Annotated in this window: 21 protein-coding genes; 8 read left to right on the top strand and 13 right to left on the bottom strand. The window is 69.3% G+C overall.

Translation table 11 applies throughout. The annotated features are described in order from the left end of the window. Positions 1–123 precede the first annotated feature (123 nt). Both ACF8NF_RS08045 and ACF8NF_RS08040 read right to left on the bottom strand, forming a co-directional pair. Positions 124–1,320: an acetyl-CoA C-acyltransferase gene (locus ACF8NF_RS08045; protein ID WP_012203324.1), complete on the bottom strand. Its 1,197-nt coding sequence runs from the start codon at positions 1,318–1,320 to the stop codon at positions 124–126. Positions 1,321–1,492: 172 nt separating this feature from the next. After that, positions 1,493–3,610: a 3-hydroxyacyl-CoA dehydrogenase NAD-binding domain-containing protein gene (locus ACF8NF_RS08040; RefSeq protein ID WP_279493385.1), complete on the bottom strand. Its 2,118-nt coding sequence runs from the start codon at positions 3,608–3,610 to the stop codon at positions 1,493–1,495. 289 nt (positions 3,611–3,899) lie between these two features. Between ACF8NF_RS08040 and ACF8NF_RS08035 the strand changes: the two genes are divergently transcribed. Beyond that, positions 3,900–4,817 carry a LysR family transcriptional regulator gene (locus ACF8NF_RS08035; RefSeq protein ID WP_250438944.1) on the top strand — a complete coding sequence of 306 codons (918 nt, stop codon included), beginning with the start codon at positions 3,900–3,902 and terminating at the stop codon, positions 4,815–4,817. A 1-nt stretch (position 4,818) separates the two neighbouring features. On the opposite strand, the gene ACF8NF_RS08030 is transcribed toward ACF8NF_RS08035, so the two are convergent. From ACF8NF_RS08030 to ACF8NF_RS07995, 8 genes are all read right to left on the bottom strand, one after another. Next, a complete protein-coding gene (locus ACF8NF_RS08030) occupies positions 4,819–5,178 on the bottom strand; it encodes a YXWGXW repeat-containing protein (protein ID WP_151020250.1) in 360 nt (119 codons plus the stop codon). Between the two features lie 128 nt (positions 5,179–5,306). Next, complete coding sequence (locus tag ACF8NF_RS08025) at positions 5,307–5,732, bottom strand: type II toxin-antitoxin system VapC family toxin (RefSeq protein ID WP_016450295.1); 426 nt, start codon at positions 5,730–5,732, stop codon at positions 5,307–5,309. Beyond that, a complete protein-coding gene (locus ACF8NF_RS08020; RefSeq protein ID WP_016450294.1) occupies positions 5,732–5,989 on the bottom strand; it encodes a type II toxin-antitoxin system Phd/YefM family antitoxin in 258 nt (85 codons plus the stop codon). Before ACF8NF_RS08020 ends, ACF8NF_RS08025 begins: the two co-directional genes overlap by 1 nt. Before the next feature lie 153 nt (positions 5,990–6,142). Continuing rightward, entirely contained in the window at positions 6,143–7,021 is an 879-nt protein-coding gene (gene htpX, locus ACF8NF_RS08015) for a protease HtpX (protein WP_013804154.1), read from the bottom strand. 82 nt (positions 7,022–7,103) lie between these two features. Next, entirely contained in the window at positions 7,104–7,913 is an 810-nt protein-coding gene (locus tag ACF8NF_RS08010) for a DUF3025 domain-containing protein (RefSeq protein WP_392450393.1), read from the bottom strand. Continuing rightward, on the bottom strand, positions 7,910–8,818 hold the full coding sequence (locus tag ACF8NF_RS08005; RefSeq protein WP_392450391.1) for an NYN domain-containing protein: 909 nt from the start codon (positions 8,816–8,818) through the stop codon (positions 7,910–7,912). The genes ACF8NF_RS08010 and ACF8NF_RS08005 overlap by 4 nt, the downstream gene beginning before the upstream one ends. Before the next feature lie 33 nt (positions 8,819–8,851). Beyond that, the gene (gene pyrC / locus ACF8NF_RS08000) at positions 8,852–9,892 is read right to left on the bottom strand and encodes a dihydroorotase (protein WP_034365040.1); all 1,041 of its coding nucleotides are present in this window, start codon (positions 9,890–9,892) and stop codon (positions 8,852–8,854) included. A gap of 6 nt (positions 9,893–9,898) precedes the next feature. After that, positions 9,899–10,636 (bottom strand): Crp/Fnr family transcriptional regulator, encoded by a 738-nt coding sequence (locus tag ACF8NF_RS07995; protein ID WP_016451782.1) that lies wholly within the window; start codon positions 10,634–10,636, stop codon positions 9,899–9,901. Between the two features lie 153 nt (positions 10,637–10,789). Here ACF8NF_RS07995 and ACF8NF_RS07990 point away from each other — a divergent pair, with 153 nt between their 5' ends. The 7 genes from ACF8NF_RS07990 to ACF8NF_RS07960 are packed head-to-tail and all read left to right on the top strand — an operon-like array spanning position 10,790 to position 20,047. Beyond that, positions 10,790–11,854 (top strand): porin, encoded by a 1,065-nt coding sequence (locus tag ACF8NF_RS07990; protein WP_016450289.1) that lies wholly within the window; start codon positions 10,790–10,792, stop codon positions 11,852–11,854. A gap of 9 nt (positions 11,855–11,863) precedes the next feature. Continuing rightward, complete coding sequence (locus ACF8NF_RS07985; RefSeq protein ID WP_392450389.1) at positions 11,864–13,981, top strand: acetate--CoA ligase family protein; 2,118 nt, start codon at positions 11,864–11,866, stop codon at positions 13,979–13,981. Then, positions 13,978–15,000 carry a Bug family tripartite tricarboxylate transporter substrate binding protein gene (locus ACF8NF_RS07980; protein ID WP_392450388.1) on the top strand — a complete coding sequence of 341 codons (1,023 nt, stop codon included), beginning with the start codon at positions 13,978–13,980 and terminating at the stop codon, positions 14,998–15,000. Before ACF8NF_RS07985 ends, ACF8NF_RS07980 begins: the two co-directional genes overlap by 4 nt. A gap of 24 nt (positions 15,001–15,024) precedes the next feature. After that, entirely contained in the window at positions 15,025–16,410 is a 1,386-nt protein-coding gene (locus tag ACF8NF_RS07975; RefSeq protein ID WP_392450386.1) for a DUF1254 domain-containing protein, read from the top strand. Positions 16,411–16,418: 8 nt separating this feature from the next. Further along, complete coding sequence (locus ACF8NF_RS07970; RefSeq protein WP_392450385.1) at positions 16,419–17,756, top strand: DUF1254 domain-containing protein; 1,338 nt, start codon at positions 16,419–16,421, stop codon at positions 17,754–17,756. Then, positions 17,753–19,006, top strand: coding sequence for an alkyl sulfatase dimerization domain-containing protein (locus ACF8NF_RS07965; protein WP_392450384.1), 1,254 nt, complete (start codon positions 17,753–17,755; stop codon positions 19,004–19,006). The genes ACF8NF_RS07970 and ACF8NF_RS07965 overlap by 4 nt, the downstream gene beginning before the upstream one ends. Positions 19,007–19,057: 51 nt before the next feature. Continuing rightward, a complete protein-coding gene (locus tag ACF8NF_RS07960) occupies positions 19,058–20,047 on the top strand; it encodes a Bug family tripartite tricarboxylate transporter substrate binding protein (RefSeq protein WP_392450383.1) in 990 nt (329 codons plus the stop codon). A gap of 4 nt (positions 20,048–20,051) precedes the next feature. On the opposite strand, the gene ACF8NF_RS07955 is transcribed toward ACF8NF_RS07960, so the two are convergent. The 3 genes from ACF8NF_RS07955 to ACF8NF_RS07945 form a co-directional block, all read right to left on the bottom strand. Beyond that, a complete protein-coding gene (locus tag ACF8NF_RS07955) occupies positions 20,052–21,080 on the bottom strand; it encodes a Bug family tripartite tricarboxylate transporter substrate binding protein (protein ID WP_392450381.1) in 1,029 nt (342 codons plus the stop codon). A 76-nt stretch (positions 21,081–21,156) separates the two neighbouring features. After that, positions 21,157–22,173 (bottom strand): tripartite tricarboxylate transporter substrate binding protein, encoded by a 1,017-nt coding sequence (locus ACF8NF_RS07950; protein ID WP_154835751.1) that lies wholly within the window; start codon positions 22,171–22,173, stop codon positions 21,157–21,159. A 14-nt stretch (positions 22,174–22,187) separates the two neighbouring features. Then, positions 22,188–23,357 (bottom strand): M20 family metallopeptidase, encoded by a 1,170-nt coding sequence (locus ACF8NF_RS07945; RefSeq protein WP_016451791.1) that lies wholly within the window; start codon positions 23,355–23,357, stop codon positions 22,188–22,190. Between the last annotated feature and the right edge of the window lie 36 nt (positions 23,358–23,393).

The following is a 23,393-nucleotide window of genomic DNA, read 5'->3' as shown; positions in this document are numbered from 1 at the left end:
CCTGAAATTGGCGTTCCCTAAGCGAGGGACGCCGAGCAAGGGCCGCCCCGCAGCAAGGGCGTCGTTCCCCTCCCGCGAAGCGAGAGAGGGGGAAGCGGCGCCAGCCGCTCAGGGGGTGCTTATTCAATAAATTTCGAACAGGCCTGCGGCGCCCATGCCACCAGCGATGCACATGGTGACCACGCCCCACTTGACTGACGCGTCCCGGGCCTTGCGGCGCCGGCCTTCCAGCAGGATGTGGCCCGCCAGGCGCGCACCCGTCATGCCGAAGGGGTGGCCGATGGAGATGGCGCCGCCGTTGACGTTCAGGCGCTCGTTGGGAATGCCCAGCTTGCGCTGGCAGTACAGGGCCTGTGAGGCGAAGGCCTCGTTGAGTTCCCACAGGTCGATGTCCTCGACCTTGAGGCCGTGGCGTGCCAGCAGCTTGGGGACCGCGAAGACGGGGCCGATGCCCATTTCGTCAGGCTCGCAGCCGGCCACGGCAAAGCCGCGGAAGGCGCCCAGCGGGGACAGGCCCAGGCGCTCGGCCTGCCTGGCTTCCATCAGCACGCAGGCCGACGATCCATCGGACAGCTGCGAGGCATTGCCGGCCGTGATGAACTGGTCCGGGCCCTTGACGGGTTCCAGCTTGGCCAGGCCTTCCAACGTGGTGGAGGCGCGGTTGCAGTTGTCCTTGGTGGCGACCACGTCGCGGTAGGTAATCTCGCCCGTATCCTTGTTCTTCTCGGCCATGCGCGTGGCGCAGGCAATGATTTCGTCCTTGAACAGGTCGGCGGCCTGGGCGGCGGCCGTGCGCTGCTGGCTTTGCAGCGAGAAGGCGTCCTGGTCCTCGCGGCTGATGCCGTAGCGGCGCGCCACGATGTCGGCCGTGTCGATCATGGCCATGTACAGCGCGGGCTTGTGCTCGACCAGCCAGGGGTCCATGTCGGTGGGCAGGTTGTTGCCGGGGCGGATGCCCGAGATGGTCTCGATGCCGCCGGCCAGCATGGCGTCCACGCCCTCGGCCACGATGCGGCCCGCCGCGATGGCGATGGACTGCAGGCCCGAGGCGCAAAAGCGCGTGATGGTCGTGCCCGCGATGGACAGGGGCAGCTCGGCGCGCAGCACGGTCTGGCGGCCCAGGTTGCGGCCCTGGAAGCCGTCGGGGTTGCCGCAGCCCAGGATCAGGTCCTCGATCATGGCCGGGTCGATGCCCGAGCGCTCGACCGCGGCCTTGACCGAGAAGGCCGCCAGCTGGGCGGCGGGCGTGACGTTGAACTCGCCGCGGTGCGACTTGGTCAGGGGCGTGCGGGCAGTGGAAACGATGACGGCTTCGCGCATGGTCGGTCCTTGCTTGTCTCTTGGGAATTTCTATTACTTGTTGCCGGCGCGGCCCAGTCGGGGACACCGAGGAAGGGCCTACGCCGGCCGCGCCACCCCACACCGAGGGTGTCGTCCCCCTCCCGCGTAGCGAGAGAGGGGGAAGCCGCGCAGCGGCTCAGGGGGGGATCAGTTACGCTGCCTTGTTCAGGCTTTCGAAATCGCGGCCTTCTGCCACGAGCTTTTCGAGCAGGGGAGCGGGCTTCCAGAACAGCGCGTCTTCCTTGGCGAATTCGCGGATGTCGGCCAGCACCTTGTCCAGACCTTGCATGTCGGCCCACTTCATGGGGCCGCCACGAAAGCGCGGGAAGCCGTAGCCGGACAGGAAGGTCACGTCCACGTCCAGCGGGCGCAGGGCAATGCCCTCCTCCACCACCTTGGCGCCTTCGTTGACCATGGCGGCCATGTAGCGGCGCATGATTTCCTCAGGGGTGAATTGGCGCGGCGTCACGCCCTTCTTGGCGCGCTCGGCATCGACGATGGCCAGCACTTCGGGGTCGGGCTGGCCGACGCGTGCGCCCTGCGGGTAGAGGTAGAAGCCACGGCCCGTCTTCTGGCCGAACCAGCCGCGCTCGCAGACGCGGTCGGCCACTTCGACGTAGCGGGCCTTGGGATCGCGCGTGGCAGCGCGCCGCTTGCGCGTGGCCCAGCCGATGTCGCCGCCGGCCAGGTCGGTGACCTGGAACGGGCCCATCGGGTAGCCGAAGCCGCGCACGGCCTCGTCGATCTCGTAGGGGCTGGCGCCGTCTTCCATGATGTAGTCGGCAGCCTGCTTGTAGACGGCCAGGATGCGGTTGCCGATGAAGCCGTCGCAGACGCCGGCACGCACGGGCACCTTCTTCATGCGCTTGGCCAGCTCGAAGGCCGTGGTCACCACATCGGGCGCCACCTTGGCGGGCACCACGATCTCCAGCAGCTTCATGATGTTGGCGGGGCTGAAGAAGTGCAGGCCGATCACGTCCTGCGGGCGCGAGGTGGCAGCGGCAATGGCGTCGATGTCCAGGTAGGAGGTGTTGGTGGCCAGCACGGCGCCAGGCTTGCAGACGCGGTCCAGTTCCTTGAACACGGCCTTCTTGACCTCGAGGTCCTCGAACACGGCCTCGATCACCAGGTCCACATCCTTGATGTCGTCATAGGAGGTGCTGGGCGTGTAGCGCGCCATGACGGCGGCCTTGGCCTCCTCGGTCATGCGGCCCTTGGCGATCAGGCCGTTGTAGACCTTCTCCACATTGGCCTGGCCGCGCGCGATGGACTCGGCGTCGCGCTCGATCATGGTCACGGTGAGGCCCGCGTCCAGCGCGGACACCGTGATGCCGGCGCCCATGGTGCCGCCGCCGATGACGGCGATCTTGGCAAAGTGGCGCGGCGCGGCAGCCTTGGCCTCGGGAATCTTGGCGGTTTCGCGCTCGGCGAAGAAGGCGTGGATCAGGCCGGCGCGCTGCGGGCTGTTCAGGCACTCCACGAACAGGGCGCGCTCCTTGGCGATGCCTTCGTCGAAGGGCAGCTCCACGGCGGCGCGCACGCATTCCACGATCTTCAGCGGCGAGAACAGGCCGCGGCTCTTCTTGGCGGTCTCTGCGGCCAGCGCGTCGAGCTCGGCCAGGGCAGCAGCCTTGTCGGCGATTTCAATGTCACGCGTGCGGCGCGGCGCGGTATTGGTTGCCAGCAGCTCATTGGCGTAGGCCAGGCCTGCGGCCGTGGCGTCGGTGCCGTCCACCAGCTTGTCCACCAGGCCGGCAGCCAGCGCGGCCTTGGCCGACAGGTGCTTGCCGCTGAGCATGAGGTCGGCGGCCGCCTTCACGCCCATCAGGCGCGGTGCGCGCTGCGTGCCGCCAGCGCCGGGCAGCAGGCCCAGGTTGACTTCGGGCAGGCCGAGCTTGGCAGCCGGCAAAGCCAGGCGATAGTGGGCCGACATGGCCACTTCCAGGCCGCCGCCCAGGGCCGGGCCATGGATGGCGGCGACCACGATCTTGTCGGAGGCTTCGAGACGATTGAGCACCTCGGGCAGCGAGGGCGGCATGGCGGGCTTGCCGAATTCGCGGATGTCTGCTCCGGCGATGAAGGCCTTGCCCTCACCCACGATGAGCACGGCCTTGACGGCGGCATCCGATTCGGCCTGCTCCACGGCAGCCAGCAGGCCGGCGCGCACGGCCTGGCCCAGGGCATTCACGGGGGGGTTGTTGATGCTGACCACCAGCACGGCGCCGTCAAGGCGGGTCTGGACCACGGAAGCCTGGGCTTGTTCGCTCATCTGCATGTCTCCGAACTTGGGTTTTCCACTCAAAACATCCATTCTTGCCACGACAATGGTTCTTTACAATCCCATGAATGATTGACAGACTGTAAAAACGTATTTGACAGTGTTGAACACCCCCTGAGGCGCTTGCGCGCCTTCCCCCTCTCTGCTTGCTTCGCAAGGGAGGGGACGACAGCCTCGGTGCGGGGCGGCGCGGCCGGCGTAGGCCCTTCCTCGCTGCCCCTGGCTTTGGAGCGCGCCAGTTTCATAGGCTGTGGGCGAAGCAAAGTATCTGGACATACCTATGGATCTGAACTCGCTGACCCTGCTGGTGGAAATCATCGATAGCGGCAATCTGAGCCAGGCGGCGCGCAAGCTGAAGATGACGCGGGCCAATGTGAGCTATCACCTGACGCAGCTGGAAAAATCGGTGGGGGTGCAGCTGGTGCGGCGCACCACGCGGCGCGTGGAACCGACCGAGGTGGGGCTGCGGATGTACGAGCATGGCCGCGCGATCCAGAACGAGATGATGTCGGCGCGCGAGACGATCACGTCGCTGGGCCAGGGGATGGCAGGGCGCGTGGGGCTGAGCGTGCCCAGCGGCTATGGACAGATCGTGATGAGCGACTGGCTGATCGAGTTCAAGCGGCTGTATCCGGCCATCGTGCTGGATGTGCTGTTCGAGAACCGGGCCGACCATTTGCGCGACGAGGTGGACATCGCCATCCGCGTGATCCAGGAGCCGCCGCTGTCGGTGATTGCGCGCAGCCTGGGCAATGTGCACTACGTGGCCTGCGCCTCACGCGAGTATGCGCAGCAGCACGGCCTGCCCACCACGCTCTACGAGCTGCGCAACAGCCCGCTGATCACGGCCGGCGTGATGGGCCGCCAGCTGCGCCTGTCGGCCTACCAGGGAACGGACCGCCAGGAGGTGCTGCTGGCGCCGACCATGATCTCCGAGCACTTCCCCTTCCTGCGCCAGGGCATTCTGGCGGGCCTGGGCGTGGGCCTGGTGCCCGACTACGTGGTGCAGGACAAGGTGGCCAGCGGCGAGGTGGTGCTGACCCTGCAGGAGTACCGCCTGAGCATCTTCGGCACCCACATGTACCTGCTGTACCTGCCCGACCGCCACCAGACGCGGGCCGTGCGCACCTGCATCGACTTCCTGCTGGCCAAGGCCGGCCAGGGTGGCAGCGGCAGCGCCGACGCCGCCGCCACCTGACTCAGCGGCGATACCAGCCGCCGGGACGCTGGTACCAGCCGCGCGGCCCATGGTCCCAGCGGTGCGGGCGCCAGGCATAGCCGGGATGCGGCGGCGCCGCCCAATAACCAGGACGCCAGGCATAACGGCCGCCACCCCAGCCCCAGGAGCCTCCGATCCAGACATGGACCGGCGAGGGAGCGACCGGAATGACCTCGGTCTGCACCGGCGGCGGCGCCATGGGCGCATAGACCACCTCGCCCGAAGGACCTACGGGATAGGCAGGCGCCACCACGCAGCCGGTCAACGCCACCACAGCGGCAGCCAGGACCAGGGCCGGAACCAGGCGACGGCCCGGCGTTTGAATGAATACAGGCTTCACGATGCACTCCTGGCCGCGCTTAGTACGGCCATGCAGATACAACGAAAAAGCCCCTGCCGGTTGTTGACAGGGGCTTGTGAAGCCTGGGTAAAGATCAAGTCTGGCTGTACGTGGGGTTGAGACGGGCCCTACATCCAAGGGTTCAAGACGCGCACTCCATGAACTTGGAACGGCTCGAAGTCCTTGATGTTGCGGGTGACCACGCACAAGCCATGCACCTTCGCCGTGGCCGCGATCAGGCTGTCGGCCAGCGGCCGCGGCGCAGGCACGTGGTAGGCCGCGTTTTCCATGGCCACCATCGCATCCACTGGCAGTACACGCCCCTGAAAGGCCGTGAACACGCGCTCCACCAGCCAGCGGCGCAGCACCTGCCCGGCAATCGGGTCTTGCCGGGCTTTCAACTGCACGCCTTTCTCCAGCTCCATCAGCGTGATCGCGCTGATGAAAAGGGACTCGGCCGCGACCGATTGCGCCCAGGCCACAACGCCATCGTTCGCGCGGCCCGACGATGCCTTGCGCAGTTCGGAAACGACGTTGGAGTCCACCAGATACATCAGGACAGGTCCACGGCGCGCGGCAAATCCTTCGCGCGCTCAATGTCGAAATCGATATCGGCGGCCTCGGGCATAGCCAGCAATTGAAGAATGTTCCGGGTCTGCCCCGACAGTTCACGGAATTTCTCAATGCTCATCAGCACGTGGGCAGGTTGCCCCCGGTCCAGGATGTAGACCACGTCATCACCACTGGCCGCTTTCTTGGCAGCGGAAACATGCTGGTTGAATTCACGGCTGCTGAAGGTCGAAATCTGCATGACGCACCTCCGTCAAAGAAAATGCTTGTACGTTACTACATTCGCAAAAATGGAGTACCGGACAAGCATTTCTGATGGGGCTTCGGGAAGCGGAGCCCAGTCAATGACCGGGCCCCACTGGACAGGCTCCAGCGTGTCGAACCTGATCCTGAATCAGAGGTTCTGCGCGTTTTGCAGCGCGGCAATGCGCTCTTCGATCGGCGGGTGGGTCGAGAACAGCTTGCCGATGCCACCGGCAATGCCCATGGCGGCCACGCTCTTGGGCAGCTCGCCGGGGTGCATGCCGCCCAGGCGGGCCAGGGCGTTCATCATGGGCTGCTTGCGGCCCATGAGCTGGGCGGCGCCCGCGTCGGCGCGGAATTCGCGCTGGCGCGAGAACCAGGCCACGATGATGGCGGCCAGGAAGCCCAGCACGATGTCCAGCACGATGGTGGTCACGTAGTAGCCGATGCCGGGGCCCGAGCTGCTTTCGTCGTTCTTGCGCAGGAAGCTGTCCACGGCATAGCCGATGACGCGCGACAGGAAGACCACGAAGGTGTTCATCACGCCCTGGATCAGGGTCATGGTCACCATGTCGCCATTGGCGATGTGGGCGACCTCGTGGCCGATCACGGCCTCCACCTCTTCGCGCGTCATGCCTTCCAGCAGGCCCGTGGACACGGCCACCAGGGCCGAGTTCTTGAAGGCGCCGGTGGCGAAGGCATTGGGCTCGCCCTCGTAGATGCCGACTTCGGGCATGCCGATGCCGGCACGGTCGGCGAAGCCGCGCACGGTGTTGACGATCCAGGCCTCATCGGCGTTGCGCGGCTCGTTGATCACGTGCACGCCCGAGCTCCACTTGGCCAGCGGCTTGGAGATCAGCAGCGAGATGATGGCGCCGCCAAAGCCCATGATGAAGGCGAAGCCCAGCAGGGCCCCGAGGTTCAGGCCATTGGAGGTCAGGAAGCGATTGACGCCCAGCAGGCTGGCGACGATGCCCAGCACCACCACGACGGCGACGTTGGTCAATAGAAAAAGTGCGATGCGTTTCATCAGTGGGTTCTCCACAAAGTGGGGAAAGGGGGAAGAATCTGGGCCCTGCAGCGTTGAAAAGTGAGGGCCGCACCGGCTGTTTTCAAGCCGGGTCCTGCGCCGTTGTCATTCCTTGTTGTGATGCTTGTACGGAACGGGGCGCCCGGAACACGAGAGAGTCATCATAGAAGGAAAAGTTCTCGTTTTCGCGCCACCAGCCGGGCACGCCCAGCACCGGCAAGGGCGCAAAAGGCTTGGCCGCCAGCGTGTCCGGCTCCAGCCAGGCGCTGGCGGCCAGCCAGGCGTCGATATCCGCTGCGCCAGAAGCCGGCGTGGCGCCTGCACCATCCGTGTGCACGCACAGCACATGGGCCGTGATGGGCTTGCGCGGCTGCACCAGCTTTTCCAGCAGCGCATGGCCTATGGGCAGCAGCCTGGCCTGGCGCCATAGTGCGCGCTGCTCCACGAAGAGCTGGTGCCAGCGCCGGTGGCGCAGCGCCTCGCACAGCGCGGCCGGCGCCAGCAGCAGGGCGCCGTTCTCGTCCAGCACGGTGACGGCATCGCGCAGCGGCCCGCGCTGCGCGCCCACGCCCGCCTGGGCAATGGCGCCGGCCTGCAGGGCATTGCAGCGCTGCTTGAGCGCGGGCCAGCGCAGCCAGATCAGGCCGTTGAAGAAGTCATGCAGGTTGTCGCGCGTGGGGATGCAGCGCGTCTCGAAGATGAATTGCTCGTAGGCCATGCCTTCGGGCAGGTCGTGCTGGGACACAAAGCGCCAGGGCAGCGCCTGTGCGTCGGCCAGTGACTGCAAGGCCTGCCAGACCGGCCGGCCCTGCGCCACCTGCAGACAAGCCGCCCTGCCCTGCGTTTGCAGCCCCTGCAGCCAGGGCGCATTCCAGTCGATGGGAAACGTCAATTGCCGGACGGCCTGGACTGCGCCTTGGCCAGGCGCTTGTCGCGCACGGCCACGCGCGAGGTGCCTTCGTCGCGCATCTCGAAGGCCTGCGTGGCCGCCAGCAGCTTGGTGAGCGTGGCATAGCCGTAGTTGCGCGCATCGAACGAGGCCTTGTTGCCGATCTGCGCGCCCACGGCGCCCACATGGGCCCAGCCGCTTTCGTCCTGCGTGGCGTTGACGGCGCTGCGCAGCATGTTCAGCAGGCGCGTGTCCTGGCGCAGCTCCTGCGAGGGAACGCGCAGGCGGGGGCGCTGCGGCTCGGGAACGGACAAGGAGGCAGGTGCCTGCTCGGACTGGGCCGGCGCGCGTTCCTTGCCGGCACCGTTGGGCGGCTGGGGCGCGGCGGCGGCCGATGCAGCCACGGGCGGCACCGCCGCCTGGCCTGCCTCATGCGCGGCGTCCTGGCCATTGCCGTTGGCTGGCGCCGCCTCGCCCAGCGCTTCCAGGTACAGGAAGCGCGAGCAGGCATTGACGAAGGGTTGGGGTGTCTGCGCCATGCCGAAGCCGTAGACGGCCGCGCCCTTGGAGCGCAGGTGCATCACCAGCGGGGTGAAGTCGGCGTCGGAGGAGACGATGCCGAAGGCGTCGGGCCGCTCGGTGTAGAGCAGTTCCATGGCGTCCACGGTCATCGCCATGTCGGTGGCGTTCTTGTGCTTGGAGTAGTCGAACTGCTGCATGGGCCGCAGTGCGAAATCGAGCAGCTTGCGCTGCCAGCCGCTGAGCGAATGCTTGGTCCAGTTGCCGTAGGCGCGGCGGATGTCGATGACGCCGAAGGTCGACAGCTCGGTCAGGATCTCGTCGATCATCTCGGCCGGCGCGTTGTCGGCGTCGATCAGCAGGGCGATGCGCGGTTGCGGCTCAGGCATGGCAATCCTCTGGCGGGTGGCAGTCCCGCCAGCTTAAACCAGCTTCCAGGGCAGGGCTTCGCCGGAGCGCAGCGGCTTCAGTTGCGCCTCGCCGAAGGCGAAGCTGTCCGGCGGCGTCCAGCTCTCGCGCACCAGGGTGATCTTGCCGGTGTTGCGCGGCAGGCTGTAGAAGTCCGGGCCGTTGAAGCTGGCGAAGGCTTCGAGCTTGTCCAGCGCGCCGGCATTGTCGAAGGCCTCGGCATACATCTCGATGGCGGCGTGGGCGCTGTAGCAGCCCGCGCAGCCCGTGGCGTGTTCCTTGAGATGGGCCGCGTGCGGCGCGCTGTCCGTGCCCAGGAAGAACTTGGGCAGGCCGCTGGTGGCCGCCTCGACCAGGGCCAGGCGGTGCGTCTCGCGCTTGAGCACGGGCAGGCAGTAGTAGTGGGGACGGATGCCGCCCGTGAAGATGGCATTGCGGTTGAACAGCAGATGCTGGGGCGTGATGGTGGCGCCCACGAAGCGGTCGGCCTCGGTCACGTACTGGGCGGCTTCGCGCGTGGTGATGTGTTCGAAGACGATCTTGAGTTCGGGGAAGTCGCGGCGCAGCGGGATCAGGTGCTGGTCGATGAAGGCGGCCTCGCGGTCGAACAGGTCGATGTCGCTGCTGGTGACTTCGCCGTGCACCAGCAGCAGCAGGCCTTCGCGCTGCATGGCTTGCAGCGTGGGGTAGATCTTGCGCAGGTCGGTGACGCCGTGGTCGCTGTTGGTGGTGGCGCCAGCCGGGTAGAGCTTGCAGGCCACGACGCCGGCCGCCTTGGCGCGCACGATTTCCTCGGGCGGCAGGTTGTCGGTGAGGTACAGCGTCATCAGCGGCTCGAAGGCCATGCCCTCGGGCACGGCCGAGAGGATGCGCTGCTTGTACTCCAGCGCCTGCTCGGCAGTGGTCACCGGCGGCTTGAGGTTGGGCATGATGATGGCGCGCGCAAACTGCGCGGCCGTATGCGGCACCACGCTGCGCATGGCTTCGCCATCGCGCACGTGCAGGTGCCAGTCATCGGGACGGGTGATCGTGAGGGTGTCGGTGGAGGCGGTCATGGTGCGCTATTGTCCCATTGCCGGGCCGGCTGCGGCCGCGCGCCCCAGGCCGGCAAGATCGACCAGCGTCAGCCGCCCATAGGCGGCCTGCAGCAGGCCGCGCTGCTCCAGCAGGCGCAGCTCCTTGTTGATGGTCTGGCGCGAGACCGACAGCATGGCGGCCAGGTCGCTCTGCGAGATGCGCAGCACCACGCCCTGCCCGTCGGGCGCGGGCTGGCCATGCGTGGGGGCCAGCCGCGCCAGCAGCTCGGCCACGCGGTTGTCGATGTTGCTGAAGGCGTGGCGCTGCTGGACGACGATCAGCTCGTGCATGCGTGCCAGCACCAGCAGGCAGATGTCCTTCCACAGCAGCGGATGGGCATCGAGCAGTGCCAGGAAAGACTCGCCGGGGATCTCCACCAGCACGGTGGGCTGGTGCGCGTGGTAGTCGTAGACGAATTGCGTGTGCTCCAGCAGCCGCGCCAGGCCCACGATATCGCCCGCGCTGTGCATGGACAGCACGAAGCGCGAGCCCGTGGCGTCCACGCCGCCCACTTCCACGCAGCCCGAAGCCACCACCAGCACCTCGCGCCGCTTGGGGTCGGCGGCGCGCACCTGCTGGTGGCGCTCGTAGCGGCCCAGGCGGGACAGCGCCGTCAGCTCATCGAGCACCTCGGGCGGCCAGTTGCGCAGCATGCGGCACAGGCCCAGGGCGCGGCGGATCAGCGCCGAAGGGTCGGCCACGGGAGCAGGCTTGGAGCGCATGGTTCTCTCACGATGTCGAAGGCCCCGGGTTAGTCCGGTGCCCATGTACCGCCATTTGTCAATGGCTTGACAGAGTGCATCCCCTGTCGCTCGGGATAGTAGCAAGCAAGCCACCGGGCAAAGCATCCGGGGCGCTACCAAGGAGACAAGTTCGTGAAGCACAAGCATTGGCTGGCCGCCGGCGGCATGGCGGCCCTGGGCACGTCCGCGTGGGCCCAGGGCAGCGTGGAGATGTTCGGCATCGTCGACGTCCACATCAACAGCGCAAGGTCGGGCGCCACGCGCCTGAGCCGGCTGGAGGACGGGGGCAGCGCGGCATCGCGCATCGGCTTTCGCGGCAGCGAGGACCTGGGCGGCGGCCTGCGTGCCCAGTTCATGCTGGAGGCCGGCGTGGCGCCGGACACGGGCCTGGGCACCATTCCCGGCCCGGGCCTGGCCTTCACGCGCCAGGCCTGGGTGGGGCTGAACAGCGGCTGGGGCGCCGTGGAGATGGGCCGCATGTACACGCCCATGTTCGGCGCGCTGTTCCGGGCCGATCCGCTGGGCATGAACGCGCTGTTTTCCTCGCTGAACCTGGTGTCGGCCACCGATGCCCAGGCCGGCCTGCGGCCGTTTGCGGCGCGGGCCAACAACCTGGTGCGCTACCGCACGCCGGCAGGCCAGCCCTGGCTGGCGGACCTGGCCTATTCCTTCGGCGAAGCGGCTTCACCGAACAGCAGCAACGGCCGCCTCTACGGCGCCACGCTGGGCTGGAACCAGAAGCCCTGGTTCCTGGCCTACAGCTTCCAGAAGTCCGTGGAAGGCAGCGCCGCCGCACCTGTGGCCGCGCCCGCCACCAGCCAGTACCAGGCGTTGTCGGCCAGCTGGGAAGCCCTGAATGGGCTGCGCCTGACGGGCAACTACGTCATCAACCGCGTGGACCGCGCCGGCACACCCAAGGCGAAGCTGGCGCAGCTGGGCGCCGATTGGAGCGTGGATGCGCGCTCCAAGCTGCTGGTCTCGGTGGCGCGGCGCGAGGTGGGCGGCACGGACCGCGCCCAAAACACCTGGACGCTGGGCTACGACTACGCGCTGAGCAAGCGCACCGTGCTCTACGCACGCTGGCTGCAGCTGGGCAACGCGGCCAATGCATCGGCCGCCATCGCCAACGTGCCGGTGGCCGCCCACAGCGGCGACGGCGTGCGGTCCCTGGCGCTGGGCGTGCGCCACAACTTCTGAGGGACACCCATGACCGACAGCCATTGCTTCGACACTTCCCGGCTCGACGCGCTGTTCGCGCCGCGCTCCATCGCCGTGGTCGGCGCCTCGGACCAGGCCAGCAAGATCGGCGGCATTCCGCTGGACTACCTGCTGCGCTTCGGCTACGGCGGTGCGCTGTATGCGGTGAACCCGCGCGCCAGCCGCGTGCAGGGCCTGCCCGCGCACGAGCGGCTGGCCGCCATCGGCGCGCCGGTGGACCTGGCCATCGTCGCGGTGCCGCAGTCGCAGGTGGCCGGCGTGCTGGAGGATGCGGCCGCTGCGCGCGTGCAGTCCATGGTGCTGTTTTCCTCGGGCTATGCCGAGACCGGCTCCGACGGCACGGCCGCCCAGCAGGCGCTGGCGCGGCGCGCGCAGGAGGCGGGCATACGCCTCATCGGCCCGAACTGCCTGGGCTTCATGCGGCCCGGCCACCAGGTCTACGCCACGTTCTCGCCCGCGCCGGGCGGCGGGCTGGTGCGGCCCGGGCGCATCGGCATGGTCAGCCAGTCGGGCGCCTTCGGTGCCTATGCCTACAGCCTGGCGCGCGAGCGCGGGCTGGGCCTGTCGCTGTGGGCCACCACGGGCAACGAGGCCGATGTGCAGCTGGCCGATGGCCTGGCCTGGCTGGCCCAGGACCCCGAGACCGACGTGATCATGGCCTACATGGAAGGCTGCCGCGACGGCCCCCGGCTGCGCGCGGCCCTGGCCCTGGCGCAGGAGCGTGGCAAGCCCGTGGTCATGTGCAAGGTGGGCACCAGCGCCCTGGGCGCGGCCGCCGCCGCATCGCACACCGCCTCGCTGGCGGGCAACGATGCCGTCTATGACGCGGTGTTCCGCCGCTACGGCGTGCTGCGCGCGCATTCCATCACGGACTTCTTCGCGCTGGCGGCCAGTGCCTCCATCGCGCGGGCTCCCAAGGGGCGGTCCATCGGACTGTTCACGGTCTCGGGCGGCGTGGGCGCCATGATGGCCGACGACGCCAGCGCAGCCGGCCTGGACGTGGCACCGCTGTCCGATGCGGCCCAGCGCCAGCTGCGCGAATGGGTGCCGTTTGCCGCGCCGCGCAACCCCGTGGACATCACGGGCCAGGTCACCAACGACATGACGCTGCTGGAGCGCAGCGCCCGCCTGATGCTGGCCGACCGGCAGTTCGACAGCTGGCTGGGCTTCTTCGCGGCAGGCGGCCTGTCCGACGCCTTCTGGCCCGTGCTGCAAAGCCTGGTGCAGACGCTGCGCACCCACCATCCGGACACCCTGCTGGCCGTCAGCACGCTGTGCCCGCCCGAGCGCCGCGATGCGCTGGAGGCGCTGGGCTGCCTGGTGTTTGCCGACCCGGGCGCGGCCATACGCTGCATTGGCGCGCTGGCCCGCCTGCATGAAACACCGCAGGCTCTGCCCGCGATGGCCGATGCAGGCAGCGCACTGCACCTGCCGGCGGGCACGCTGTCGGAGCAGCGCAGCATGGCCCTGCTGGCCGAGGCCGGCGTGCCCGTGGTGCCGCACCGGCTGGTGCGCACGGCGGCCGAGGCAGCGCAGGCCGCGCAGGAGATGGGCGGACGCATTGCCCTCAAGGTCTGCAGCGATGCCATCGCCCACAAGTCCGACGTGGGCGGCGTGGCACTGAACCTGGCGGATGCGGCCGGCGCCCAGGCCGCCTTCGACCGCATCCTGGCCAATGCGCGCCAGGCCCGGCCCGATGCGCACATCGACGGCGCGCTGGCCGCCCCCATGGTGCAGGGCGGCGTGGAGTGCATCGCCGGCGTGCACCGCGATCCGGTGTTCGGCCCGGTGCTGATGTTCGGGCTGGGCGGCATCCATGCCGAGATCCTGCGCGATGTCTCGCTGCGCCTGCTGCCCATCACGCGCGACGACGCGCTGGCCATGGTGCGCGAGCTGCGGGCCTTTGCCGTGCTGGACGGCGCCCGCGGCCGCCCCCGCGTGGACCTGGACAGCATTGCCGACACGCTGTGCGCCCTGGCCGGCTTTGCGCAGCGCGCAGGCGCCACGCTGGAAAGCGCCGAGATCAATCCCCTGATCGCCCGCCCGCGCGCGGACGGCGGCTGCGTGGCCGTCGATGCGCTGGTCATCGGCAGGGAGGCTGCATGAAAGCCAATGCCCATTCCATCGCCCGCCCGGAGGCCACCATGAACACACCCCTGCTGCGCACCGCCGCACTGACCTGCCTTGCCCTGGCCTGCAGCGCCGCGCCGGCCCAGGACGGCTATCCCGCCCGGCCCGTGCGCATCGTCGTGCAATACCAGGCCGGCGGCTCCACCGACACCGTGGCGCGCATCCTGGCCGAGGGCCTGGCCAAGCGCCTGGGCCAGCCCGTGGTGGTGGACAACCGCAGCGGCGCGGGCGGCATCATCGGCACCGAGCATGTGGCCAAGAGCGCGCCCGACGGCCACACCCTGCTGCTGACCGTGCCCGGGCCCATCACGGCCAACCTGGTGCTCTACAAGAAGCTGCCCTACGACCCGCGCACCGAGCTGCGCATGGTCTCGGACGTGGTCTCGCCCTCCATGGTGATGGCCGTCAACCCGGCCGTGCCGGCCAGGGACTTCAAGGGACTGGTCGAGGCCGTGCGCCAGTCGCCGGGCAAGTACGCCATGGGTTCCTGGGGCGCGGGCACGCAGCCGCACCAGGTCCAGGTCTTCATGGACAAGGCCTACGGCCTGCAGTCGCTGCACGTGGCCTACAAGGGCGAGGGGCCCATGTCCATCGACCTGATCAGCGGCGTGATCCAGATGACACTGGGCTCGGCCGCCACGCTCAAGCCCTTCATCGACGCCGGCAAGCTGCGCGCCCTGGCCGTGGCCGGACCGCGCCGCAGCAAGGCCCTGCCCGATGTGCCCACCTTTGCCGAGCAGGGCTACCGCGAGCCCGTGTATGCCATCACGGGATCGATCTCGCTGATGGCGCCCGCACGCACGCCCGATGCCATCGTCGAACGCCTGGGCCGCGAGGTCGCCGCCGTGATGCGCGAGCCCCAGGTGCGCCAGCGTGTCGAGGCGCTGGGCCTGGAGGCCCAGGGCAACAGCCCGGCCGAGGCCAGCGCCGCCTACGCCGCCTTTTTGCCCGTGGCGCTGGACCTGGCGCGCTCCACGGGCGTGACCCTCGACTGACCCCCTCATCCCCTGAAGAAAACAATGGACATGAACCCGACCCCTCCCTCCCTGCCCGAAGTCCGCCGCGCCCTGGCGCGCTCCATCGGCCTGGCCGCCTTTGTCTACGGCTATCCGCTGATAGAGACCTACCGCACCTGCCGCCTGCAGACCGATGCCGGCGCCGCACGTGCCACCGGTTTGGGCCTGGACATGCGCGGCGACTTCGACACGCTGCACCACAGCCAGCGCCCCTCCACCCATGAGGACCGCGACGTGGTCACGCCCGCCAACGACCTGCTGTACTCGCTGGCCTGGATCCACCTGGCCGACGGCCCGCGCCTGCTGACCGTGCCCTCCAGCGCCGCACATCCGGGCCGCTATTTCGTGCTGGCCCTGTACGACGCCTATACCGAGAATTTCGAGAACCTGGGCCCGCGCAACTGCGCGCCCGAAGGCGAGACCGTGGTCCTGGTCGGGCCGGGCGGCCAGGTGCCGGAACACCTGGCCGGCCACCGTCTGGTGCACTGCCCCAGCAACCTGGTCTGGCTGATCGGCCGCACCGTGGTGGGCGATGCGCCCGACTGGCCTGCAGCCCGCGCACTGCAGGCCGACATCCGGCTGGAGCCCGCGCCGGGCGTGCCGAAAGGAGGCCGCCCGGCCGCCGTCACGAACTGGGTCGGCCCGCCCGTGGACGCCATGGCGGCCGCCTTCGAGAACCAGGAGCCTGCGGCCGAGGTTGCGCCGCGCTTTTTCACCAACCTCTGCCATGCACTGGCCGAGGCGCCCGGACGCAAGGAGGACCAGGGGCTGCTGGCCTGGTTCGGCCAGGCCGGCCTGGTGGCCAGCGCCCACATGGCGTGGGAGCAGCTGGAGGAGCCCGTGCGCGAAGGCCTGACCGAGGGCTTTGCCGACGGCGTGTGCACCGTGGCCGCCATGGGGCGCAACCGCCGTCCCCGGCCCTGGACCATGACGCCGTCCACCGGCCGCTACGGCAGCGAGTACCTCGGCCGCGCACGCACCGCCTACCTGGGCCTGGGCGCGCTGGCCACCAGCGAGGCCATCTACGCGGCCGCCCACCACGACGCAGGCCTGCAGCCGCTGGACGGCAGCCAGCGCTATGTGCTGCGCTTCGATGCCGCCGACATGCCGCCGGCCGACGCCTTCTGGTCCGTCACGCTGTACGACGCCGACCGCTTTCTCTACGGCAACGAGATCGGCCGCCACTCCATCGGCGACCGCACGCCGGGACTGCTGCGCGAGGCCGACGGCAGCCTGCAGATCGATCTGGGCCATGCCCGGCCGGCACAGGGCGCAGCCAACTGGCTGCCCACGCCGCACGGGCGCTTCTACCTCATCCTGCGCATGTACCACCCGCAGGCAGGCGCGCACCAATGGCCTGTTCCGCCCCTGCAGCCCGTGGCCGCATGAGACACGCCATGGACCTGAGCACCCTGGCCGAAGAGGCCGTCATCCACACCTGCCCGCTGTACGAGATGCGCCGCATGCGCGCGGCCACCTCGCCCCGGCGCAATGCGGCCGGCGAGGCCGCGACCGCACCGCTGCGCTGGTGCAACCAGTTCGTGCATGCGCGCCAGCTGCTGCGCGCCGGCACCAGCCGCGTGGTCACGCCCAACAACGACACGCTCTACACCAACGCCTGGCTGGACCTGGGCGCCGGGCCACTGGTGATCGACGTGCCCGACACGGCGGGCCGCTACTACGTGCTGGGCCTGCTGGACTTCTTCACCAACCCCTTCGCCCACCTGGGCCAGCGCCTGACGGGCACGGCTGCGCGCTCCTTCCTGGTCACGCCGCCGGGCTGGCAGGGGGCGCTGCCGCCACCGTTCGATGCGCCCGGCGCACACATTGCCGCGCCCACGCCCTGGCTGTGGGTGATAGGCCGCATCCTGGTCGATGGCGAGCATGACCTGCCCGCCGTGCACGCGCTGCAGGACGGCTTTGCGGTGCGCCCGCTGGCCGACTGGCAGGCGGGCACGCCCTCGCAGGCCCGTGCCTTCGACCCGGACTGCGATCCCCAGGCCCCGCCAAATGCCGAGCACTATGCAGCCCAGGTGAATGCCGCCTTGCGCGACAACCCGCCGCCGGCGGGGCATGCCGCACGGGTCGCGCGCTTTGCGGCCGTGGGCCTGGGCGCCGGGCTGGGCGCACCCGATGCGCAACAGCAAGCCGCACTGCAGCGCGCACTGGACAGCGTGCTGCCCCGGCTGCGCGCGGCCAGCACGGGCCGGCGCCTGGACTCGGGCTGGGAACTCCCCGCCCTGGTCGAAGGCAGTTTTGGCGACGACTTCCAGGCCCGCGCCGAAATTGCGCTCAAGTACATCGGCATGCTGGAAAGCCGCGAGGCCATCTACCCGCTGGCCTGGCATGACGCCCAGGGCCTGCCCCTGCACGGCAGCCGCCGCTACCGGCTTCGCTTTGCACCAGGCGCGCTGCCGCCCGTGCAGGCCTTCTGGTCCCTGACCCTCTACGGCGCCCACGACTGCATGCTGGTGGACAACCCCATCGACCGCTATGCCATCGGCGACCGCACGCCGGGCCTGCGCCCCGACGCTGATGGCGATGGCGATGGCGATGGCGGGTTGACTATCCACATCAGCCACGCGCCACCGGCCAGCGAAGACCACCGCGCCAACTGGCTCCCCGCGCCGCGCGAAGGCTTTTACCTGTGCCTGCGCGCCTACATGCCCCAACCCGAACTGCTGGACGGCCGCTACGCCCTGCCCCCCATCGAACCAGACCCGGAGACCCCATGAACGCCAGAGACGACGACAAGCCCTTCTTGCTGGTGGGCACCGGCAGCGAAACCGTGGCGCCGGGCCTGCACATACTGCGCGGCCAGGGCCAGTCCTTCGTGGCCGAGACCGACGCGGGCCTGGTGGTGATCGACGCCGGCCCCGGCGGCAAGGTCAGCCAGGACATGATCGCCAGCCTGCGCCAGCTCAGCGATGCGCCCGTGCATGCGCTGTGCTACAGCCACGGCCACATCGGCTACAACGCGGGCGTGCCCGCCTGGCTGGAGCATGCGGCCGCGCGCGGAGAGCCTGTGCCGCGCCTCATCGCGCACCGCAACCTGCCGCGCCGCCAGGCACGCTACCGCGAGACCCGGGCGCTGCAGCACCGCATGGCCGAGATCCAGTTCAACCGCAGCGCGGGCTTTTTCGAGCACCGGCTGGACATGCACGAGCCCACCGAAACCTTCGACACGCGGCTGGAGATAGGCAGCGGGGACAGCCGCATCGAGCTGTTCTGGGCGCCGTCCGAGACCGACGACGCCATCGCGCTGTGGAGCCCCGGCCAGCGCGTGCTGTACGGCGGCGCGGCGCTGCTGGACTCCATCCCCAACATCGGCACGCCCTTTCGCACGCTGCGCGACACCGTGCGCTGGGCCGACACGCTGCAGGCCATGGACGCGCTGCGCCCGCTCAAGGCCGTGCGCGAGTTCGGTCCCGTGATCGAGGGCGAGCAGGCCGTGCAGCAGGTGCTGCTGCACACCGCACAGGCGCTGCGCTGGCTGCGCGCCGAAGTCGTGCGCCTGATGAACGAGGGCCTGAACGAGCAGCAGGTGCTCGCGGCCATGGACTATCCGCAGGAACTGTTCGGCGTGGAGTGGATGAAGCCCACCTATGGCGACCCCAGCTACATCGTGCGCGACATCTACCGCTCGGAAAACGGCTGGTGGGACCGCAACCCGACCACGCTGCACCCCGCCCCGCCCGAGGCCGCAGGCGCCGCCATCGCCGATGCCATCACCGACAAGCCCGGCCTGGTGGCCAGCGCCCAGGCGCTGGCCGACGCGGGCCAGTGGCAGCTGGCCCTGCATGTGATCGACGTGCTGGCCACGGCGACCGGCGACGCGCCCGAGATCGGCCAGGCCCGCAGCCTCAAGGCCGCCTGGCTGCGCGAGCGTGCGCGCGAGGTGGACAGCTATGTCTCGCGCAACCTCTACCGCGTGGGAGCCGACATGATCGAGCAGGGCACGCAGGCGCGCCTGGGGCTGCGCTGACGGGGCCGCACACAGGCAAGGCGACTCAAGGCGACACAAGGAGACAAGTGCATGAAGACGATGAAGAAGCACGGCATGGCCCTGGCACTGCTGCTGGCCATGGCCTGCACAGGCCACGCCCAGCCGGCACAGGATGCCGGCAACTACCCCGCCCGCCCCGTCACGCTGATCGTGCCCACGGCCGCCGCCGGCGGCACGGACACCATCGCACGGGTGTTTGCCGAAGGCCTGACCCGGCTGCTCAGGCAGCCCTTCGTGGTGGACAACCGGCCCGGCGCCAACGGCCTGGTCGGCGTGGAGCAGGCCGCGCGCGGCGCGCCGGACGGCTACCGGCTGCTGTTCACCTACACGGCGTCCATGGCCGTGAACCCCAGCCTCTACCGCAAGGTGCCCTATGACCCGGTGAAGGACTTCACGCCCATTGCGCAGATAGGGCGCGCCGGCAATCTGCTGCTGGTCTCGCGCGATCTGCCCGTGCATTCGCTCAAGGAGTTCGTGGCCTATGCAAGCGCACGGCCCGGCCAGCTCAGCTACTGCTCCTGGGGCCAGGGCTCAGGCGGGCACCTGACCATGGAATTCCTGCTCAAGCAGGCCGGCCTGCAGATGCAGCATGTGCCCTACAAGGGCAGCAGCCCCTGCGTGCAGGGCCTGCTGGGCGGGCAGGTGCAGGCCGCGTTTGCGGACACCTCTTCCACCGTGGAGCTGGTGCGTGCGGGCCGCGTGCGCGCCATTGCGCACAGCGGCGACAAGCGCATTCCCAGCCAGCCGGACCTGCCCAGCCTGACCGAGGCGGGCTACCCGTTCCACAACTATTCCTGGTACGGCGTCTTCGCGCCCGCCAAAACGCCGCAGCCCATCGTGGACAAGCTCAACGCCGCCATCAACCAGTTGCTGCAGGACCCGGCCACGGCCAAAAAGCTGGGCGAGCTCAACCTGACCGACCTGCCCCGGACCACGCCTGCGCAATTCGCCGACACGCTGCGCCAGGACCTGGCGGACTGGAGGCGGCTGGTGCGCGAGGTGGGCGTGCAGCTGGACTAGCAGCTCACTCGGCGACGATGCCCGTCCTGCGCACCACCTCGCCAAAGCGCTTGAGGCGGTCGGACATCATGGCCTCGAAGGCGGCGGGGCTCATTTCCTCGGGCGGGGTCACGCCCCGGTCCTGCAGGCTGGCCACCATGGCCGGCGCCGTGGCGGCCTGGCGCACGGCCTTGAAGAGGGCCTGCACCACGGGCGCGGGCGTGCCGGCCGGCGCAGCCAGGCCGGTCCATGAGCTCATGTTCAGCTGCGGATAGCCCACCTCGGCCAGGGTGGGCACATCGGGCAGCTGCGCCACGCGCTGCTCGGAGGCCACGGCCAGGGCGCGCACCTTGCCCGCCTGGATGTGGGGCAGCATGGAGATGAGGTTGTCCAGGAACACCTGCACCTCGCCGGCCAGCACCGAGGTGACCAGCAGCGTGCCGCCCCGGTAGGGAACATGGGTGATGTCCAGGCCCGCATCGGCCTTGAACATCTCCATGTTGAGCTGGCCCATGCTGCCCGTGCCGCCGCTGCCGTAGTTGAGCTGGCCAGGGTGCTTTTTGGCATAGGCGATGAACTCCGCAAAGCTGCGGATGGGCAGGCTGGCGGGCACGACCAGCACATTGGGCAGGCGGCCCAGGATGGCGATGTTCTCGAAATCCTTGATGGGGTCGTAGCCCACCTTGGGCTGGGTCAGAGGATTGGCCAGGTGGCTGCTCTGCGAGGACACGACCAGGGTGTAGCCGTCCGGCTTGGCGCGCGCCACGGCCAGCGCGGCCACCGAGCCGCCCGCGCCGGGCCGGTTCTCCACGACGATGGGCACGCCCAGGATGCGTGCCATGGGCTCGGCGTACTGGCGTGCCATGGCATCCACCGAACCGCCCGGAGGGAACGGCACGATGAAGCTGATCTGGCGCGAGGGGTAGCCGGCGGCCTTGCCTTCGGCGGCCAGCGCCGCAAGCGGCGCCAGCATACCCAAGCCCAGCCCCGCGCCAAGCACGCGGCGGCGGGAAGGGTGGCTGGCAGCCTGGCGGGCGATAGGGGTCATGCTCATGTCTCCTCCTTATGGAAATACGTCGGCTGCGCCCGGCCATCCGGGGCGCCCTGGGGGCGCCCTGGGCGTGCCCTGCTTACTCGGCCACGATATGGGCCTTGCGCACCACCTCGCCGAAGAGCTTCAGGCGTTCGGCCATCATCTTCTCGAACGCGGCGGGGCTCATCTCCTCGGGCGCGACCACGCCGCGCTCCTTGAGGCTGGCCACCATGGCAGGCGCGGTGGCGGCCTGGCGCACGGCCTTGTGCAGCGTCTGCACGATGGCGTCGGGCGTGCCCGCAGGCGCCGCGATGCCGGTCCAGGAGCTCATGTTGAGCTGGGGATAGCCGACCTCGGCCATGGTGGGCACGTCGGGCAGCATGGGCAGGCGCTGCTCCGAGGCCACGACCAGGGCTCGCACCTTGCCCGACTGCACATGGGGCAGCATGAAGACCAGGTTGTCGAGGATGAACTGCACCTCGTTGCCGATGGCCGCCGTGACCAGCGGCGAGCCGCCGCGGTAGGGAATGTGGGTGGCGAAGATGCCCGTGGCGGCCTTGAGCATTTCCACGTTGAGCTGGCCCATGCTGCCGATGCCGGCGCTGCCGTAGTTGACCTGGCCGGGGCGCTTTTTCACGTACTCGATGAACTCCTGGAAGTTCTTCACGGGCAGGCTGGAATGCACCATCAGCGCATTGGGCTGGCGGCCCAGGATGGCGATGTTCTCGAAGTCCTTGATGGGGTCGTAGCCGATCTTGGGCTGGGTCAGCGGATTGGCCAGGTGGCTGCTTTGCGACGATACGACCAGGGTGTAGCCGTCCGGCTTGGCGCGCGACACGTACTGCGTGGCGACCGAGCCGCCCGCGCCGGGACGGTTCTCCACCACGATGGGCACGCCCAGGATGCGCGACAGGGGCTCGGCGTACTGGCGGCCCATGATGTCCACCGAGCCGCCGGGCGGAAACGGCACGACCAGCGTGATCGGGCGCGAGGGGTACTTGTCATCGGCGCGTGCGGCCATCGGCGCCAGCGCGGACAGGCCCGCCAGGCCAAGGCCTGCGCCCAGCAGCTTGCGGCGGGTGGGGAAGGATGCATTCACGGACAGATTTTTCATGGGTATCAGCGGAGTCAAGGATGGTCGAAGATGGCGAGGGCCACGGCCTGGGCGCGCGGCACGAAGGTGGCCAGCTCGCAGTACTCGCGCTCGGTATGGGGATGGCCGCCCACGGGGCCGGTGGCGCACAGCGTGGGCACGCCCACCGAGGCCGTGAGGCCGCTGTCGGCCGCGCCGCCCGTGAACTCGCCCTGCACGTCGAAGCCCAGCGACTGCGCGCCGCGCCGGTACAGCTGCAGCAGCGCATCGGGCGTGGGCGCCATGGGCAGGGTGCGGCGCACGGCGGTGACGCGGCCCTGGGTGCGGGGCACGGATTCTTCCTCCACGATGGCGCGGATGCGCTCCATCAGCGCATCGGGATCGGTCTGGGCCGTGTAGCGCACATCGAGCTCGGCCTTGGCGTGGGGCGCCACCATGTTCGGCACGATGCCGCCCTGCAGCACGCCCACATTGGTGGTCGTGCCCGTGGCGGGATCGGTCAGCGCATGCAGGGCCAGCAGCTTGCGCGCCATGGCTTCCAGCGCGCTGGCGCCGGCCGCGTGGTTGATGCCGGCGTGGGCGGCCACGCCCTGTACCTCGAACTCCACGGCCATCGATCCCTTGCGGCTGGTCACCAGGTTGCCGCTGACGCGGCCCGGCTCGGCGTTGAAGACGGCGCGCGCACCGCGCACCGTATCCATGATGGTCTGGCGCGTGGCGGGCGAGCCGATCTCCTCGTCGCACGAGAAGAACAGCTTGAGCGGCGCGCCCAGGCCGCCGCAGCGCGCAAAGGCCTCGGCCACGAAGACGTTGAGCACCAGGCCCGACTTCATGTCGGCCACGCCGGGACCGTAGGCCCGGCCTTCTTCCACGCGGAAGGGGCGGCGCGCCACGGTGCCGGCCGGAAAGACCGTGTCCATGTGGCCCATCAGATAGATGGGCGCGCCCTCGCCGGGCCCGGGCACGTCGGCATGCAGCAGCACGCCGTAGCCGGGAACGTCCTCGAAGCGCACGGCCACGCCGGCCGCCTCCAGCCGCTCGCGCAGGGCCTGGGCCACGGCCAGGATGCCGGCTTCATCGCGGCTGCCGCTGTCGATATCGACAATCCTGTGCAACAGATCTTGCATGGCCTGCTGCTGGCCGCCCAGCCAGTCCAGCAGTCTCGCGCGCTGCTGCACGCGGCTTTGTTCGAGGGTATCGTGCATGGTGGAATCTCCAGAGTGCATGCAGTGTTGCACGCG

This window comes from Delftia sp. WSY_22, assembly GCF_043104185.1.
GTDB classification, from domain to species: domain Bacteria; phylum Pseudomonadota; class Gammaproteobacteria; order Burkholderiales; family Burkholderiaceae_C; genus Comamonas; species Comamonas tsuruhatensis.
The sequence above is the reverse complement of the archived record's forward strand: the minus strand, read 5'-3'. Positions and strand labels throughout refer to the sequence as shown.

Bases quoted from the DNA above. Each gene is read 5' to 3' on its own strand.
- ACF8NF_RS08045 (WP_012203324.1), bottom strand. From the start codon at position 1,320: ATGCGCGAAGCCGTCATCGTTTCCACTGCCCGCACGCCCCTGACCAAG.
- ACF8NF_RS08040 (WP_279493385.1), bottom strand. From the start codon at position 3,610: ATGAGCGAACAAGCCCAGGCTTCCGTGGTCCAGACCCGCCTTGACGGC.
- ACF8NF_RS08035 (WP_250438944.1), top strand. From the start codon at position 3,900: ATGGATCTGAACTCGCTGACCCTGCTGGTGGAAATCATCGATAGCGGC.
- ACF8NF_RS08025 (WP_016450295.1), bottom strand. From the start codon at position 5,732: ATGTATCTGGTGGACTCCAACGTCGTTTCCGAACTGCGCAAGGCATCG.
- ACF8NF_RS08020 (WP_016450294.1), bottom strand. From the start codon at position 5,989: ATGCAGATTTCGACCTTCAGCAGCCGTGAATTCAACCAGCATGTTTCC.
- htpX (WP_013804154.1), bottom strand. From the start codon at position 7,021: ATGAAACGCATCGCACTTTTTCTATTGACCAACGTCGCCGTCGTGGTG.
- ACF8NF_RS08005 (WP_392450391.1), bottom strand. From the start codon at position 8,818: ATGCCTGAGCCGCAACCGCGCATCGCCCTGCTGATCGACGCCGACAAC.
- pyrC (WP_034365040.1), bottom strand. From the start codon at position 9,892: ATGACCGCCTCCACCGACACCCTCACGATCACCCGTCCCGATGACTGG.
- ACF8NF_RS07995 (WP_016451782.1), bottom strand. From the start codon at position 10,636: ATGCGCTCCAAGCCTGCTCCCGTGGCCGACCCTTCGGCGCTGATCCGC.
- ACF8NF_RS07985 (WP_392450389.1), top strand. From the start codon at position 11,864: ATGACCGACAGCCATTGCTTCGACACTTCCCGGCTCGACGCGCTGTTC.
- ACF8NF_RS07980 (WP_392450388.1), top strand. From the start codon at position 13,978: ATGAAAGCCAATGCCCATTCCATCGCCCGCCCGGAGGCCACCATGAAC.
- ACF8NF_RS07975 (WP_392450386.1), top strand. From the start codon at position 15,025: ATGGACATGAACCCGACCCCTCCCTCCCTGCCCGAAGTCCGCCGCGCC.
- ACF8NF_RS07970 (WP_392450385.1), top strand. From the start codon at position 16,419: ATGGACCTGAGCACCCTGGCCGAAGAGGCCGTCATCCACACCTGCCCG.
- ACF8NF_RS07965 (WP_392450384.1), top strand. From the start codon at position 17,753: ATGAACGCCAGAGACGACGACAAGCCCTTCTTGCTGGTGGGCACCGGC.
- ACF8NF_RS07960 (WP_392450383.1), top strand. From the start codon at position 19,058: ATGAAGACGATGAAGAAGCACGGCATGGCCCTGGCACTGCTGCTGGCC.
- ACF8NF_RS07955 (WP_392450381.1), bottom strand. From the start codon at position 21,080: ATGAGCATGACCCCTATCGCCCGCCAGGCTGCCAGCCACCCTTCCCGC.
- ACF8NF_RS07950 (WP_154835751.1), bottom strand. From the start codon at position 22,173: ATGAAAAATCTGTCCGTGAATGCATCCTTCCCCACCCGCCGCAAGCTG.
- ACF8NF_RS07945 (WP_016451791.1), bottom strand. From the start codon at position 23,357: ATGCACGATACCCTCGAACAAAGCCGCGTGCAGCAGCGCGCGAGACTG.